Annotated in this window: 16 protein-coding genes; all 16 read right to left on the reverse strand. The window is 38.5% G+C overall.

What is annotated here, in order from left to right:
• Nucleotides 1-163: manganese catalase family protein (locus tag J6U00_RS08690; RefSeq protein WP_296581080.1), on the reverse strand; the 163-nt coding region annotated here is incomplete at its 3' end.
• Between the two features lies 1 nt (nucleotide 164).
• On the reverse strand, nucleotides 165-1,628 hold the full coding sequence (locus J6U00_RS08695; RefSeq protein WP_296581051.1) for a recombinase family protein: 1,464 nt from the start codon (nucleotides 1,626-1,628) through the stop codon (nucleotides 165-167).
• 45 nt (nucleotides 1,629-1,673) lie between these two features.
• Complete coding sequence (locus tag J6U00_RS08700; RefSeq protein WP_296581052.1) at nucleotides 1,674-2,789, reverse strand: nucleotidyltransferase family protein; 1,116 nt, start codon at nucleotides 2,787-2,789, stop codon at nucleotides 1,674-1,676.
• Between the two features lie 180 nt (nucleotides 2,790-2,969).
• A complete protein-coding gene (locus J6U00_RS08705; RefSeq protein WP_296581054.1) occupies nucleotides 2,970-3,992 on the reverse strand; it encodes an acyltransferase in 1,023 nt (340 codons plus the stop codon).
• 79 nt (nucleotides 3,993-4,071) lie between these two features.
• On the reverse strand, nucleotides 4,072-5,097 hold the full coding sequence (gene galE, locus J6U00_RS08710; RefSeq protein WP_296581056.1) for a UDP-glucose 4-epimerase GalE: 1,026 nt from the start codon (nucleotides 5,095-5,097) through the stop codon (nucleotides 4,072-4,074).
• A gap of 62 nt (nucleotides 5,098-5,159) precedes the next feature.
• Nucleotides 5,160-5,924 (reverse strand): acylneuraminate cytidylyltransferase family protein, encoded by a 765-nt coding sequence (locus J6U00_RS08715; RefSeq protein ID WP_296581057.1) that lies wholly within the window; start codon nucleotides 5,922-5,924, stop codon nucleotides 5,160-5,162.
• Nucleotides 5,924-6,844 carry a Gfo/Idh/MocA family oxidoreductase gene (locus J6U00_RS08720; protein WP_296581059.1) on the reverse strand — a complete coding sequence of 307 codons (921 nt, stop codon included), beginning with the start codon at nucleotides 6,842-6,844 and terminating at the stop codon, nucleotides 5,924-5,926. Before J6U00_RS08720 ends, J6U00_RS08715 begins: the two co-directional genes overlap by 1 nt.
• Nucleotide 6,845: 1 nt before the next feature.
• A complete protein-coding gene (locus J6U00_RS08725) occupies nucleotides 6,846-7,820 on the reverse strand; it encodes a Gfo/Idh/MocA family oxidoreductase (RefSeq protein WP_296581060.1) in 975 nt (324 codons plus the stop codon).
• 9 nt (nucleotides 7,821-7,829) lie between these two features.
• Nucleotides 7,830-8,432, reverse strand: coding sequence for a transferase (locus J6U00_RS08730; RefSeq protein WP_296581062.1), 603 nt, complete (start codon nucleotides 8,430-8,432; stop codon nucleotides 7,830-7,832).
• Entirely contained in the window at nucleotides 8,422-9,585 is a 1,164-nt protein-coding gene (gene neuC, locus J6U00_RS08735; RefSeq protein ID WP_296581064.1) for a UDP-N-acetylglucosamine 2-epimerase, read from the reverse strand. Before neuC ends, J6U00_RS08730 begins: the two co-directional genes overlap by 11 nt.
• Nucleotides 9,582-10,577: an N-acetylneuraminate synthase gene (gene neuB, locus J6U00_RS08740; RefSeq protein ID WP_296581066.1), complete on the reverse strand. Its 996-nt coding sequence runs from the start codon at nucleotides 10,575-10,577 to the stop codon at nucleotides 9,582-9,584. The genes neuC and neuB overlap by 4 nt, the downstream gene beginning before the upstream one ends.
• A 9-nt stretch (nucleotides 10,578-10,586) precedes the next feature.
• Nucleotides 10,587-11,213, reverse strand: a complete 627-nt coding sequence (locus J6U00_RS08745; RefSeq protein WP_296581069.1) for an acetyltransferase — start codon at nucleotides 11,211-11,213, stop codon at nucleotides 10,587-10,589.
• Nucleotides 11,214-11,225: 12 nt separating this feature from the next.
• Nucleotides 11,226-12,299 (reverse strand): nucleotidyltransferase family protein, encoded by a 1,074-nt coding sequence (locus tag J6U00_RS08750; protein WP_296581071.1) that lies wholly within the window; start codon nucleotides 12,297-12,299, stop codon nucleotides 11,226-11,228.
• Nucleotides 12,286-13,476 (reverse strand): LegC family aminotransferase, encoded by a 1,191-nt coding sequence (locus J6U00_RS08755; RefSeq protein WP_296581073.1) that lies wholly within the window; start codon nucleotides 13,474-13,476, stop codon nucleotides 12,286-12,288. The genes J6U00_RS08750 and J6U00_RS08755 overlap by 14 nt, the downstream gene beginning before the upstream one ends.
• Before the next feature lie 22 nt (nucleotides 13,477-13,498).
• On the reverse strand, nucleotides 13,499-14,707 hold the full coding sequence (locus tag J6U00_RS08760; protein WP_296581075.1) for a polysaccharide biosynthesis protein: 1,209 nt from the start codon (nucleotides 14,705-14,707) through the stop codon (nucleotides 13,499-13,501).
• Nucleotides 14,708-14,721: 14 nt separating this feature from the next.
• Nucleotides 14,722-15,448: polysaccharide biosynthesis C-terminal domain-containing protein (locus J6U00_RS08765; protein ID WP_296581078.1), on the reverse strand; the 727-nt coding region annotated here is incomplete at its 5' end.

Consider the following 15,448-nt stretch of genomic DNA (forward strand, 5'->3'; position numbering starts at 1 on the left):
CGTAAGGCATTGCATATCTCTGGTTAAGGTATCGCAGTGACGCGGACAGTTCTCCGTCAGGGCCTCCGAGCTGTGAAATGATAATCTTTGCCATTTGGGGATCTGGATTCTTTATATTTACCGGATACTGTAATTTGTTTCCGTATCCATGATGTACATTAATCTTATATGAAATCTATAGTCAGCATAAGATTAGAAGACATATTCTTCCGTTCCGTTCGTCTGGCCTTGCTGTAATATATCCTTTTTATAACGGTCTGCATCAATCTGTTCTTCTCTGTAGGATTAGCAGTAGCAAAGCATTCTATGACGTCCGCAAGCCTCTTTACAGCCTCTTCATTCAAGACAGACTTTTTCTCCTTAACGCTGTCAAGCTCCTGCATAGCAGCTTTTATAGTATTGATTCTGTCTTTGATTATAGCCGAGCGTTCAAGAAAGGTATCAGCGTCATAGACCTCCTGCTCCAGCAGGTTATACAGCCTTGAAAGCTGTTTTTCCGACCTTTCCAGCTCTGCGGCAAGCAATGCCTTTTTATCTGGCTCTTTTACAGATGAAGCACATCTCTCCATTTTAAGTCTGCCAAGCTGTTTTATACGGCATCGCAAAGCAGCGACTACAGCCTCGTCAATAGCTTCCATAGTCGAGCTTACCGTCATTCCTCTGCATCCACTGTATACGCACAGCATATACTCTCTGCCGTTGCACGCTATATACCGCCGTTTGAGCTGATGTCCGCAGTTCTGACAGAACAGAATATTATGATAATAATTAAGGAGCCTATCATTCGTCCGGAGCTGAGCGGCAGGATATGTCCTTTTCCTTTCCTGTACCGCCTTGAACAGCTCTTCGCTTATGATAGGCTCATGTATCCCATCATACAGCATATCTCCGCCAGCTTTTGTTTTCCAGCCGAGCTTGCCGCAGTAAACAGGATTTGAAAGTATTTTCTTTATGCTTGCCGTTCCCCACGACCGGCTTTTCTGCGGACTGATACCCATTCGGTCCAGTTCCGCCGCTATCGCTCCGGCTCCCATTCCGTCAAGGTACAGCTTGTATATAAGTCTTACAGCCTCTGCCTCTGATTCTACCGCTTCGAGAGTATGCACCTTGGGTCCGGGAACTGCTTTCCTGTAGCCGTAAGGAGCCGAAGTGCCGATGTAGTTTCCCTCCTTTACAGAGGCAAGTCTACCAGCCTGCATCCGACGTTTTATCGTTTTATACTCCCGTCGGCTCATAAATAACGAAAACTCAAAGTATTCCTCGTCGAATTCGTTGTCCGGATCATAAGTTTTGGTAGGTGTGACTATCTTGGTGGAGGAGTCGTGGAAAGCCTGTGCGACTATGCCCTGATCTATGGTGTCACCTCTTGCGAGCCTTTCTATCTCTACCACAAGCACACCTGAATATCTCCCCTCTGAAACTTCAGTAAGCAGCGCCTGCATCTGCGGTCTAGCAGCGATACTGTCGCCGCTGACTATCTCCTTATATACCTTGACAATATCAAGCCCCTGACGCTCTGCAAGCTCTGTGAGCATATTTTGATGTCGTGCAAGAGTCTCGCCTTCTCCGCGTAATTCAGCTTCAAGATCCGCCCTTGACTTCCTGAGATAAATACAATAATCCCCCACGATGTTCCCTCCGTTATAATTCAAAGGTCTGGTGATTCAATTCTTTTATTTTGATTTTTTTCCGAGCTGTCTGAATTCGTCAGAAACGGCAGTCCTGTTTATTGTAGCTCCTCTGAAAAAACGGTAAATATAAGCGGCAGGTATGAGCAGCTTACTCTTTTTTACCCAAGGCACAGAGCCTTTAAGATACTTTACCGGCGGGAATATACGGTGTATGAAATACCTCAGCTTTGAACCGTTTCCACGAGAACGTATGCCGTTTTCAACAACATTCTCTCTTGTACCATAGGTTCCTGACATAACGTAATAATCGAGCAGCTTTTTATCTTCAAGTGTGAGCTGCTTCATTGAAAATACCTTGACTGCAAGCTCCCGATTGCTCCTTTCAAAATCGGAAATACCTATTTTATCCAGCTCTGTATGAATGTATTTCCAATTCAGCGAATTACCGAACTTACGCAGGAATATATAAGTGTCAACAAGTGAACGCACACCTGTTCCTCCAAAGGCATAATGCTTATATTCATGTGCAAGCATAAAAAGATAAAAATCCTCATTGCTGAAATGATATCCATATCCACTGTCGCTGTCTTTCAGGAGCCTGCTTTTTACTCCATGATAATACTCCGCCATATCACCTACCTGAAACTCCATGAAAAGCTCACTGTGCATCTCAAAATTATATACAGGCTCTTTGATATACTCGTCAACCAGTTCACGTTCAAGCTTCAGTTCAAATCCCAGATCAACCATTATCTTCTTTACATCGCTTCTCATGCGGATATCAAAGAGTATGTCGTTGTCAGACATCTGACGCATACCCATTTTAGGGTACCAATCTTTTAATATGCTGCCTTTAAGCGGCATATACCATATTTTATCAGCTTCTAAACGATTAAGTATCCTTCTTCTTTCTGCATCAAGAAGGATATTCTTTCTTATCGCTTTTTCCTTTGCCTGTGTAAAATCATGGTCCTTGATCCCTACCGATTCCAGTGCATAAGCCACACAAGCTGTAAGGATATGTTCCTGGCTGACCTCGAAAAGCTTAGGCAAATCGAGTGCTTCAATACGTTCCTGCTTCGGATTTTTACTATTCACAGCACAAGCGGTAAGATATATCATATCTGCCGCATTTTTTCTGAATTCGCGCTTTTCCATTTTATATCACTCCGTTCAAGGCAAACTTCATTATAAGATCTTTTCTCTTAAACTCTATGCATAATATGTACTTTTCTTGCCTATCAATTTATGTTTAGTATAACATAATGGATCAAAAAAATCAAGAAAAAAGAAAACCCAGGCATCGCCCGGGTATCATATAGTTTGGTTTCAATTGTTTTACGATGATTGCTGTTTTTTATTTATAAATCTGCTTTCCAAATATGACACTGCAAAACTAAGTATAACTGCAAGCGTCACAGCAACAGCAATTATCATAAGCTTAACAGCTGATCCGCTGTTATTTCCCCATCCCATTTTGCTTATAGTATTTTTTATAAATACGTGTATCAAATACAGTTCTAATGATATTGCCCCTACTTTTACTAAAGCATTATTAATCTTTCCGAGTTTGAATCCTTCCAAAACTGCCGGAACAATAAGACAAAGCAAAACAGCAGCTCCGCCGCTGCCAATACGATATAGCATTACTGAAAGATCATGATCCTTAGACTGAAAAACTATACCAATAAGCATCAGCACAAGCATGATGAACATATATACGGTAACTATAATGTTTATTTTCCGTTTTTTCTCGCCGCCACAAAAAACAGCTTCTCCGAACATAGAACCTATAAGGAATACTGGTATACGGGTAACTGCAATCTCGATTTTATCATAATAAGACGGACAGCACACAAATAAAACAACTATCGCTGCATATATCGCCGCCATTACCACAAACAACATATATGTATTCCTTTTTTGCAACTTATATATCAAAGGATAAAACAGATACAGAACTACTATCAAAGAAACGTACCATATTACCCTTATACCATGCGTCCATAGAGATATGCCTGTCCAGTTCAGTAAGAACATTCCAAATGAATCACCGCTAATAAGCATTCCTAATATAAACCAGTATGGCAGAGATATCAATAATGTCGGAAGAATAACCCTCCTTATTCTTTTTAGATAAAACTCCTTTGGCCTGTTGTCTTTCGACATTGAAAAAAACAAACCCATTCCAGATACGAAAAGAAAAACATCAGTACCGATATTGCCTCTTTTTATAAGTGTTTCCACAGCTGACGGCAACAAGCTAGGATATAATTCTACAAAATAATGCATGATAACTATAATAATAGCAGCTACACCCATTATACTACTTCTATACTTTGAAATTAATGAATATTTCATAAAAACTCCTTCAATAGTCTGGCTGTATCAAAAACTCATTAGTTATTCATACATCATTCTTAAGTTATTCTGTTCAGTATTACTTCGCATTATTATAGCCGTCAGGATTATTTTTTTGCCAGTTCCAAGAATCACGGCACATATCCTCAAGAGTCTTCTCGGTCTTCCAGCCGAGTATCTTCCATGCCTTATCAGCATTTGCATAGCATTCGGCAAGATCACCCTCACGTCGTGCTCCATATACATGGTTTACCTTGATATTGTTCACCTTCTCGAAAGTGTCAACTATCTCGGTAACGCTGTACGGAGTTCCAGTGCCGAGATTGAATATCTCAACACATTTATGTTCAAGTATATAGTCTATAGCCTTCACGTGTCCCTTTGCAAGGTCTACAACATGGATATAGTCACGGGTGCAGGTTCCATCAGGAGTGGGATAATCATTTCCAAAAATAGTAAGGCATTCACGCTTACCTACTGCGACCTGTGATACATAAGGCATAAGGTTATTGGGAATACCCTGCGGATCCTCTCCTATCATACCCGATTCATGTGCACCGATAGGATTGAAATAACGAAGGAGTATTACAGAAAGCTCCCTGTCAGCCTTTGCCGCATCCTCAAATATCTGCTCCATCATGGACTTCGTCCAGCCATAAGGATTAGTGCAGGCTCCCCTCGGCATTGTCTCAAAATAAGGCACAGGATTTGCCTCACCGTATACTGTTGCACTCGAAGAGAATATGATATTCTTAACATTGTACTTTGCCATATTCTCAAGAAGAGATAGGGTAGTATCAATATTATTTCTGTAATACATAACAGGCTTTTGAACTGACTCTCCAACAGCTTTAAGACCTGCAAAATGGATAACAGCATCTATCCTGTTCTCCATAAATACTTTTTCCAGTTCAGCATTGTCCTTTATATCAAGCTCATAAAGCTTAACAGTTTTTCCTGTGATCTTTTCAACACGCTTGATTGCTTCAGGTGAACTGTTTGAAAAATTATCTGCAACTACAACATTATAGCCTGCGTTTAAAAGCTCAACTGCTGTGTGGGAACCTATATATCCGGCTCCGCCTGCAAGTAAAATTGTCTTCATTATTATTCTCCTTTACATAACCATTAATCTCACAGAAAAATCAGCTGACAGCCTCAAAATAATCAGAGATTTTTTGCAAGCACATATATATCATTAAGCTTGCTGTCAATATTACAGTAGTATGTATGAAGGAACTGCATCATTTCAAAGTCCTCTTCAGAATCAATATCAAGAACGAGATAATCTGGCATTTCAGTAATTCCGCAATTATAATCAAGAATTGTCTTCTTGATGTCAGAAGCAAGAAAAACAGGATTATATGCATAAATGCTCGCATTCATTTCATATGATCTTGGCGCTTGCTGACGTGCAGTATAATTGGACTCACAAATCTTTCTGAAAAAGCCGTTTTCTTTCTTTTCAACCATATTAAAATAAGGACTTCTTCTTGCCTGCACAACACTGAATACTATATCATATTCTTTATTGCTGCTGAATTCGCTTATAATGTTTTCTATATCCTCTAACCTTCTGTAAGGAGATGTGATATCAAGATCAATTACAACATCAAAGCTTTTTTCTTTCCTCAGTGTAAGATATGTATCCTTTATTACCTCAACCTTTGGAGCAGTGTCTCCGGCAAGACTTTCTTTTCTGTCAACAAAGAATATATCTTTTACGGTGTTCTGTTTTCTGATACAGTCAACAAGCTCAGGACTGTCAGTGTTAACAGAGACCGAAACACTATTCTCAGGATGAGCATCCACATATGCCTTTATAGATGCAAGTGTGTAATACACAAGCGGAACTCCGTTCATTTCTTTAAGATTTTTGTTTTTGAAACCTTTAGAGCCTGCACGGCCGCAAATCGTAAATAAAATATTCATCAGTAACCCCTTGTTATTCTTAAAATTTTACAAGCTTCATTCAAGTCATTGTCACAAACGGCTTTTCCGTTTATAATATCAATAAAATGCTGAAGCTCACGTATCTGATATTCATTTCTCTCCTGAGAAAGGTCAATCGTTCTGTTATCTTTAAGATAGTTTATTTTCTGATTTACAAGGTCAGCCGAAATAGTATCATCAGCAGTATACAGTTCAACATTGCGGATGGTCTTTCTTCCGAAATAATCCAAATGAAGCTCAACGGTTTTATCCTTATATTCAGCTATATATATCGCAATATCATCAGAGTCTATCTCAAGTCCAGACTTTTTGCTTATAATGCTCTTGACGCATTCCGGCGAACCAATAAGGTAATGGATATAATCCCATTCATGTATGAGGTCGATTGAAACACCGCCGCCAAGATTCTTATGTGCACTGTAAGTTTTTCTGTAATCAGTTCCAGGACGCCAGTCAGGAAGATAACTTGAAGAAATGCAACGCATAGAATAAACCTTTGTAAAATCAATATTCTTTTTCAAATACTGAATAACATTGGTATATCGCAGAGGACAAGCAACATAAAAAACCTTTGGCTCATTTATCAAGCCTGATATATCTTCCTCTCCTGTTTCAAAAACCGGCTTTTCAATAAAGAAATGATTGCTTCTGTTGATATGCCTTTTAAGAGTTTCATAGTGTTTGCTTGTAGGATTTGTTATGAACAATGCATCGTAATGCTCATCAAGCTCCTCATCCGAAAACACTACTCTTGATATATTCGCCGCGAATTCTTCATCAATACTGTTTCCGTTTCCGCTGCGAAGAACATCAATCGAAATATCATCACCCATTATGCTTTTCAAATTGGTTATATGCCGGCGAGCAATAGATCCTAGACCTATAAAACAGACTTTCATCTTATTTTCCCTCTATCTTATCAATTATTGATAATGTATACTTATCTTTTTCAATCGAATACTTTGGAGTTATTCCTTTATACACAGCATTAAGGAAATCGCTTATCTCATCACTGTACTGATTCTCTATAATATTGTCTGCATAACCGTCTGTATGCTCAACATTATCATAAACCGATATCTTTTCGATAGTTTTATTCTCTATATTGTATACTTCAAGATCATCATTATGTCCATGCCAGAATAAATGCAGTTCTTCACCAATGATCTCAAGACTAGTTATTGCCTTGCGTGATACTGTATCAGCTAAAAAGACTCCGATATTACCATTCTCATGTCTCATATCAGCAATGATACTGTCATTGAATTCTATATCAAGTCCTGTACATCTCTGAGCATTTGATGTAACACTGCTTATCTTTCCGAAAGTATTGATTATCCACGGCAACTGTATCGCAAATATCTCTCTGACACCATTAGTCTCTTTTCTGCCTATAAAGAAATCCTTGTAACTTTCCCAAGGATGCCAGTCAGGAAGATACTGTCCGATATGGTAGATATAAGTGAGCGGTTTAGTTGTCTTCTTTACAAGCTCATCAATCTTATTTATCATCTTGTTATACAGCATGGTACTTGACATAAATACAACGCAATTCTTTTCAGATGCAGCTGATATAATCTTATCATACTCATTATCCAAAAGATTGAGCTCTGTAAAAGTATGTATACCTTCTTCAATGAGCTGAAGGATTATTTCAGCATGATGTCCGGGAGATGTACATACGAAAGCAATATCCGGCTTTTCTTCCATAGCCCTTTTAAGATCAGTGTAATTCCTGATACCAGCCTCTTCAGCCTGTTTTACTCTTTCAGGATTGCTGTCAACAGCTATAATATCAACATCATTTACAATTTTCTGGAGAAGTCTTATTCTTCTCCTTCCCATTGAACCATAACCTACGATCAATGCTTTCATATACACACCTCAGTCTTTTCTTTGTTTGATTATCAGAGCCGGACTCTGACCGAAAACGATACTGTTATCCGGTATAGTTTCATTTTTTATATATGCATTTGCTGCTATCAGGGTATTGCTTCCGATAACACTGTTGCCAATTATCTTTGAATTTGAATACATAATTACATTATCTCCTATAACAGGATATTCAAGAACTCCATTGTTATAGTTTCCACCTACTGTGCACCCCTGATAAAAGAAAAAATGATCCCCGTATTTAGCTCTTCCCATAACGGAACTGAGAGGATGCTCGCAGGACCAGCATTCCGGAAGCTCGATAGCATAGAACAGATCCACGGAATTAAGCATCTTATTTAGATAATAGACCTTGTCCGCAGCACCGCTTCCTATCTTATACAGCTCATTGCTCAACCAGTACAGATAATTGCAGTTAATAACACTATTGAAAGGAGACAACTCAGCCTTCAGATATTTATTGTTAAAACCTGACAAGGCTTTCTTGGCTTTTTCCTCAGCAACCGCTGTCACACTTCTTACTTCCTTTTCTTCCTCATCGGTAAGCATGAAAATATTTCTCAACTGATATACTGCAACTTCCTCAATTTTCACATTTCTCACCCTTCATGTCATAAAAGCATTTTTTCAGATCAACCTTATTGTTCATAAGAGTATCTTTGATTATTGATACGATCTTTTTGGACGTTGTACCATCGCCATACATCAGCACAGGATGATGTTCCATTTTTTCAGCTTTATTTATAGCATTTAAGATACTGTTTTTATCCGGCTCACAGTTAATTACAGTCTCTGCCATAAGTCTTCCCTTCTGTCGGTCTCCTATATTTACCGTCGGGACACCAAGAACAGGAGCCTCAATAATACCGCTTGAAGAATTACCTAGAACATAATTGCTATATTTAACTGCACTGAGGTATTTCGTCATTCCAAGAGAAGAAACAAGCTGTATATTATCATGCTTATCTGCGAACTCACTAATTACCTTATTCACAATGTCTCCACCGGTATCAGCGTTAGCCATAGTTATGAGATAATATGTATCACTGCAAGCCTCCATAGCTTCGCATAATGCTAAAGTCTGCTGTTTTGCAGAATCGGCTTCAAGAGTAACGGGATGGAAAGTAACCACAGAATACTTCATTCCTTCCGGTATACCAACTTCCTTCCTGAGTTCCGTTTCTGACAAAAGTGGCGCTTTTAATATATTTTCTGTACTTAATGCACCGACAAAGAACACTCTTTCGGGAGCTTCTCCTAGCTGAACGACTCTATTTCTGTAAACTTCAGTAGAAGTGAAATGCAGATAGCTCATTTTTGATAAAGCATGACGAACACAATCGTCAACTGCACCTTCTGTAACTTCACCGCCGTGCAAATGAGCAATGGGTATTCTTTCGTTCATAGCTGCAGCAGCGATTCCAAGCATTTCTGTTCTGTCTCCAAGGATAACAACCATGTCCGGTCTGTCATCTCTGAAACATTCCGCAAATCCTCTTATCGCATTTGCCATCGTTATAGAAATATCATAAGGTGTATTCCCCGCTTCTAAAATAGGTATTTTGTGAGCGATAGGAAACCCGTCTTTTTCAATAAATTTTAACGTATATCCATACTTTTCAATAAGATGAGTTCCTGTAACTATCAGTTCAAGCTCTAGCTCGGTATCATCGTTTACAGCACGAATAAGCGGAGTAAGTATTCCATATTCAGCACGAGTAGCCGTTACGACAGCAATCTTCTTCATATTTCAATCAACTCATCTTCCATAAAATCACGTTTTGCAGTCTTTCCTATTACTTCATTCCACTTCATAGGTGATATGCCGCTTCCCGGGCGTTTAGTAGTAAGGTTATCTTCTGTAAACAGCTCTCCGGTTTTGATATTCTTTAAAGCGACTATGCTCTTTCTTGCAACAAGGCGGTTCTTCATTTCTATTTCAGAAGGCTTTTTTACAGAAGCTCCAAGCGCCTTCTCTATATTCCTGATACCATCTACCATAGCCTTTAGCTCATTCGGTTCCAGGCTAGCCTTATGGTCGGGACCTTCCATATTTCTGTCAAGTGTAAAATGCTTTTCAATAACCTCTGCACCGAGAGCTACAGCTGCCAAAGAAACTTCAATACCTTTGGTATGATCGGAATAACCAACAGTACAGCCAAACTTTTTCTTCAGCGTATCCATAACATTGAGATTGACCTCATCAAATGGCGCTGGATATTCTGTTGTGCAGTGCAGAACAGTTATGTCTCCTGAACCATTATTCCTTAATACATTTAAAGCCTCTTCAATTTCGTTCATTTCACACATACCGGTGGAAATTATGACCTTTTTCCCAGTTTTTGCTATTTCCACAAGATAAGGATAATTTGTCACCTCACCTGAAGGCACTTTCCATATGTCCAGCATAGGAGCAAGAAAATGAATGCTGTCGATGTCAAAAGGAGTGGAAAGGAATTTAATCCCAACTTCTTTGCAATAATCGGCAAGTTCAATAAAATCATCATAACTGAGGAGGAGCTTACTCAGCATTTCCTTCTGAGACTCTTCCTTTCCGATGTTCTTTTTCTGATAATCAGCCATCTCAGCGTGCTTTGAAACCAATGAATCAAGCTTTGCGGTCTGAAATTTAACTATATCTGCGCCGCATTCCTTTGCCACTCTAACAAGCTCTTTAGCTATTTCAAGGCTTCCATTGTGATTAACGCCTGCCTCTGCAATTATCAATGTTTTTCTCATTTTCTCACCTTATTTTACAATGCCATATTTTATTGAATTATCTTCAACATTCCTTATTACTGTGCTTCCTGCACCAATAATAACATTATTGCCTATTTCAATGCCCTGTATAACCGTAGAGCCTGCTCCTACAAGCGTATCTGCACCAACTCTGACATCACCGCACAAAGTAGCATTGACTGAGATATGTGTAAACTCGCCAACAAAACATTCATGCTCTATTATTGCTCCGGTATTGATTATACTACAGTCTCCTATAGTTGCTCCTGCATTTACGACAGCGTTCTTTCCAACAAATATACCTTTCCCTAATATAGAATGTTCAGATACTATTGCTGTTGTGTCGATAACATTTACAATATCAAAACCTGCATCAATTATCTTTTTATACAATATATGGCGAACCCTTGTGCTTTTAACACTTCCAACAGTTATAAAGGCATTCTTAAAACCATTCTGCAACAATTCCGGCAGCACCGCATCATCACCAACGACCTCAGCGCCCATAATCATTGTTCCAGCCGGAATATTATTATCAGTAATAACAACCTGATCATAGCTTTTATTTCTAAAAAGCGTATCAAGAACTGATTTGCAGTGACCTCCACCGCCTATAAGAACGATTTTTCTCTCCATAGCAGCCTCCGCTCAAGAAACTGAACCGCTGTTTATACGAGCTTCCATTTTTTTCATTTCTTCAAATTCTCCCATATCAAGGAATGAATTTTCACTTATAGGGTACATACCAACCTGAAGTCCATCGCTCATAAGCTGATCTGCAAGATGAGTCATATGATAGAATGTATCATCAGGTATTTTCTCAATATACTGCGGATCAAGCACATACATTCCAGTATTTATAAAATATGAAAGCTGTGGTTTTTCTTCCATAGAAGAAATAACTCCATTTTGCGATGAATGCAGAACTCCATAAGGTATGGTTACATTTTTCAGAGAAGACACAATTGTAAGTGCATTTCCGGATTCCTTATGAAATGAAAGTACCTTTTCGTAATCAGCTTCGATAAGTATATCGCAGTTTGTTATAATTACAGGTGTATCAAACTTCTTTTCAATGAGCTTTATACTTCCCGCTGTTCCTAAGGGCTTGCTCTCCTCAATATAACTTATACTATATGCAGGTGAAAGCTCCTTAAAATATGATTTTATCATTTCCTTTTTATAATTCACAGTTAGATAAAAATCATTTGCTCCGAAGTTATAGAAACGATTAATTATTCTTTCAAGTATTGGGACGTCACCGATTGGGATAAGCGGTTTCGGAAGTATCTTTGTATAAGGATAGAGTCTTGTTCCCTTTCCTCCAGCCATTATAATAATCGGCGTTCCGGCAAGTCCTGTTGATGATATACCTACACTTGCTTGTTCATCATCAAAAAGAATATCAACAATTTTTTTAGTTGAATCAACTATCGGTACTGAATTTATACTTTTTGTCTTCATAAATTCGTATCCGTTATTCTTTTCATGTTCAAAAAGCATCTTAGGATTCTTATTCATCATTTTTTCTGCTTTTCCGTTAAGATCACCTGTCTTTATGATCCATCTTCTGATATCTCCGTCAGATAGGCTACCGATAAGTTCACCGTTATCGTTTACTATGAAAAGAATTCCACGAGTATTATTATCAATAAGCTGCATAGCCTCAACAACAGTAATATACTGTTTAGCTATGAACTTAACTATATCACTTTTTTCCATTATCCAGTTCCTCAAATAGTTTCTTTATCTCAGCCGCAACATATTCTATCTCTTCATCGGTGATCTGTGTACTTGAAGGGATATTAAGAATACGCTCAGCATAATAAGGCGCTTTTTCAAGCTTATAGGTTACTTCGCCCAGATATGGCTTCTGTTCGTTGATAAGTCCCCAAATAGCTCTTGTCTGGATACCTTTATCCTGGAGTCTGGTAATAATCTCTCTCATTTCAGTGGTTATGCGCTCCCTGTTTATCTCAAGAGAATAGAACCACTTGTTTGATGATGTTCCAAGACGAAAAGGAATAATCTTTGCAAGCTCATAGTTCTCAAAAAGCTTTGAATATTTCTCAAAATTTGCCTGCTTACGACGAATGAACTCAGGTAACTCTTCCATCTGAGCAACACCAAGAGCCGCCTGAAGGTTTGTCATACGATAGTTATATCCAACTTCATCGTGGATATAGTAATGAGGATCGGTTTTTGCCTGTGTTGAAAGAAAACGAATATGGTCGACAGTAGCAGATTTATTTGCAGTAACTGCACCGCCGCCTCCTGTTGTAATTATCTTATTGCCATTAAAGGAAAATGCACCGAAATCTCCGATAGTACCTGCATACTTACCTGCAAACTTTCCTTCAGTATAACAAGTGCCGAGAGCCTCTGTCGAATCTTCTACGACCTTAAGGTTATACTTAGCGGCAATATCCATTATTGACTCCATGTCAGCCATATTGCCAAAAACATGAACAACAACAATTGCCTTTATTTTTGCACCGTTTGTTTTGTAAATAAGCTCGCCATTAATAAAACTACACTCCGTCTCACAAAACTCTCGAAGCTTTACAGGGTCAAGACAAAAACTATCATCACAGTCGATGAATATAGGCTGTGCAAACTGATACTTTACCGGATTGACAGCTGCTATAAATGTTAGAGGAGGAACAAGTACGATATCTCCTGGCTTTACGCCGCACTCTACCAATGACATATGAAGAGCAGAAGTACCGCTCTGACAAGCTGCAACATTATCAGTATGAAGGAACTTTGCCATTTCTTCTTCAAGCTTTGTAATGTATGCACCGCCTGTAGATACCCAGCCCTGATCTATTGCATCATCTACGTATTTTCTTTCATTACCCTCAAAATTAGGGATTGACAGAGGTATAAAACGTCCCATTATTAATGCCTTCTTTCAAATATTACATTTTACTGTCAAGCGACTTGCCCTTTTCAATATGCTCGAAATTGGGCAGATATGTCCTGATTATATCGACTACCTCTTCCTTTGTGGTAGTATCCTTAGCAAACACATCAGTAAGTTTATCAAACAAGATTTCAACACCCTTGCGGTCAGGAATCTCCTTATCTGTTATTACACCAAGTGCAGAAAGCCTATCCATATCAAGTGATTCGGATTCGGTATAGAATTCCTCAAACGACTTCTCGCCTGATGTATTGGATACAGCATAGTGTACAGGATACTTTTTACTGCCGTTTTTAAGATTATTTGCTTCTTTTATAGCCTCTTCATCAGAAGAACAGTGAAGCACTTCATATCCATATTCATTAAGAAGATTTGTTGCAATGGAATCAAATGTCATCATCTGTGACTCTTCAAGCTTTGGGAAGAATATCTCACGATTTTTACCTAGCATACATGACAGCATACAAATCTGTCCGCTTTCTTCCGGAGAGACAAAATATCTCTTAACATCAGAAGGTGCGCTGAGAGGCTGAAGTTTAGATATCCTTGCGAGGAAACCTGCTGGCAAAGAACCATTTGAAAAGGCAACATTTGCAAATCGTGCTGTCTTTACCGGGAATTTATCCGAGTATGAGAATATCAGGTCTTCCATTATTCTCTTGCTTGCACCCATTATATTTACAGGATTTGCAGCCTTGTCAGTCGATACGCAGAAATATTCCTCCGGAGGGAACTTTTCAAGCAGATCAAGTAAAAGCTTTGCATTGAGCACATTGTTGCGGATAAGTGCCTCTACTGAATAGATATCTTTTTCGCTTCTTACATGCTTATGTGCAGAAAAGTTTGCAACAATATCAAATCCACCGCGTGATATAAACATTTTACGGAATACACCTGAGGCGAAATCCATAGGATAAGGTATATAGTCATCAGGAACGAACATCCCCTCAGTACTTCTAAGATCTCTTGTAAGCTCCGCAAGTGCATTTTCATTTATATCAACAACTACCAAGGTTTTTGGCTTAAACGGAAGGATTGCCTTTATATATGAACTTCCTATACTTCCAGCACCACCGATAACAAGTACGCTCTTACCGCTTATCTTTTCAGTGAGCTTTTGCCTGTTAGCTTCTATATCACCAAGAAACATTGATTTCGGTCTTTTTGTAACGTATTTTGAAATAAAAGACGATAATTCAAACATAAATATTCCTCCTATTAATTAGCTGATTTTCTTTTTATCAGTTTCATTATCTGATCCTTATACTTGAAAACTGCATATATAAAAATCAAGCTGTACAATGCAACAAATATATATCTTATTACTGTTAATTCAAACAGGAAATTTATTCCAACTGTTGCAACCGCCGAAATACCAACGATAGCTATCATAAACTTATTCGGATAAACTTTACTGTATCCTAAGCGATAGACCAAAAACATGTGAGCCATGAGCAGCCACAGATAGCATACAAATGTCGTATATGCAGCAGCGATATATCCATATTTATGTATGAATATGTAATTCAAAACATAATTAAGGACTGCAGCCGAAACGCTGGCTATGGACATTCCGATAATCTTCTTTTTGAACTGCTCGACATTAACATACATTGTATATATGAACTGGCATATACATCCAAGCATTACCGGAGGCATTACATATTTTGCTTCCATATAATCTTTTTTGCCTGTACCCATTATCGTGATAATATCCGGTGATATCAGCATGATACCTATTGCAAAATAAATGAATACCAATACATATTTCTTTGCAACCGAACATATCTCCGAATATGAATTCTCATGAAGCTTTTCCCCAAGCCATGGAGCAAATGCTGTATTCATTGATGTAACGAGTATAACCACAACTGTGCTACACTGGTAAGGCAAAGTATACAATGCATTTTTTTCTTCACCGCATATATCGGTTATCATTAATTTA

Source organism: Ruminococcus sp., assembly GCF_017650195.1.
Lineage (GTDB): Bacteria > Bacillota > Clostridia > Oscillospirales > Ruminococcaceae > Ruminococcus.

Coding starts and splice junctions, on each gene's coding strand:
- J6U00_RS08700 (WP_296581052.1), bottom strand. CDS start 2,789: ATGGAAAAGCGCGAATTCAGAAAAAATGCGGCAGATATGATATATCTT.
- J6U00_RS08705 (WP_296581054.1), bottom strand. CDS start 3,992: ATGAAATATTCATTAATTTCAAAGTATAGAAGTAGTATAATGGGTGTA.
- galE (WP_296581056.1), bottom strand. CDS start 5,097: ATGAAGACAATTTTACTTGCAGGCGGAGCCGGATATATAGGTTCCCAC.
- J6U00_RS08715 (WP_296581057.1), bottom strand. CDS start 5,924: ATGAATATTTTATTTACGATTTGCGGCCGTGCAGGCTCTAAAGGTTTC.
- J6U00_RS08720 (WP_296581059.1), bottom strand. CDS start 6,844: ATGAAAGTCTGTTTTATAGGTCTAGGATCTATTGCTCGCCGGCATATA.
- J6U00_RS08725 (WP_296581060.1), bottom strand. CDS start 7,820: ATGAAAGCATTGATCGTAGGTTATGGTTCAATGGGAAGGAGAAGAATA.
- neuC (WP_296581064.1), bottom strand. CDS start 9,585: ATGAAGAAGATTGCTGTCGTAACGGCTACTCGTGCTGAATATGGAATA.
- neuB (WP_296581066.1), bottom strand. CDS start 10,577: ATGAGAAAAACATTGATAATTGCAGAGGCAGGCGTTAATCACAATGGA.
- J6U00_RS08745 (WP_296581069.1), bottom strand. CDS start 11,213: ATGGAGAGAAAAATCGTTCTTATAGGCGGTGGAGGTCACTGCAAATCA.
- J6U00_RS08750 (WP_296581071.1), bottom strand. CDS start 12,299: ATGGAAAAAAGTGATATAGTTAAGTTCATAGCTAAACAGTATATTACT.
- J6U00_RS08755 (WP_296581073.1), bottom strand. CDS start 13,476: ATGGGACGTTTTATACCTCTGTCAATCCCTAATTTTGAGGGTAATGAA.
- J6U00_RS08760 (WP_296581075.1), bottom strand. CDS start 14,707: ATGTTTGAATTATCGTCTTTTATTTCAAAATACGTTACAAAAAGACCG.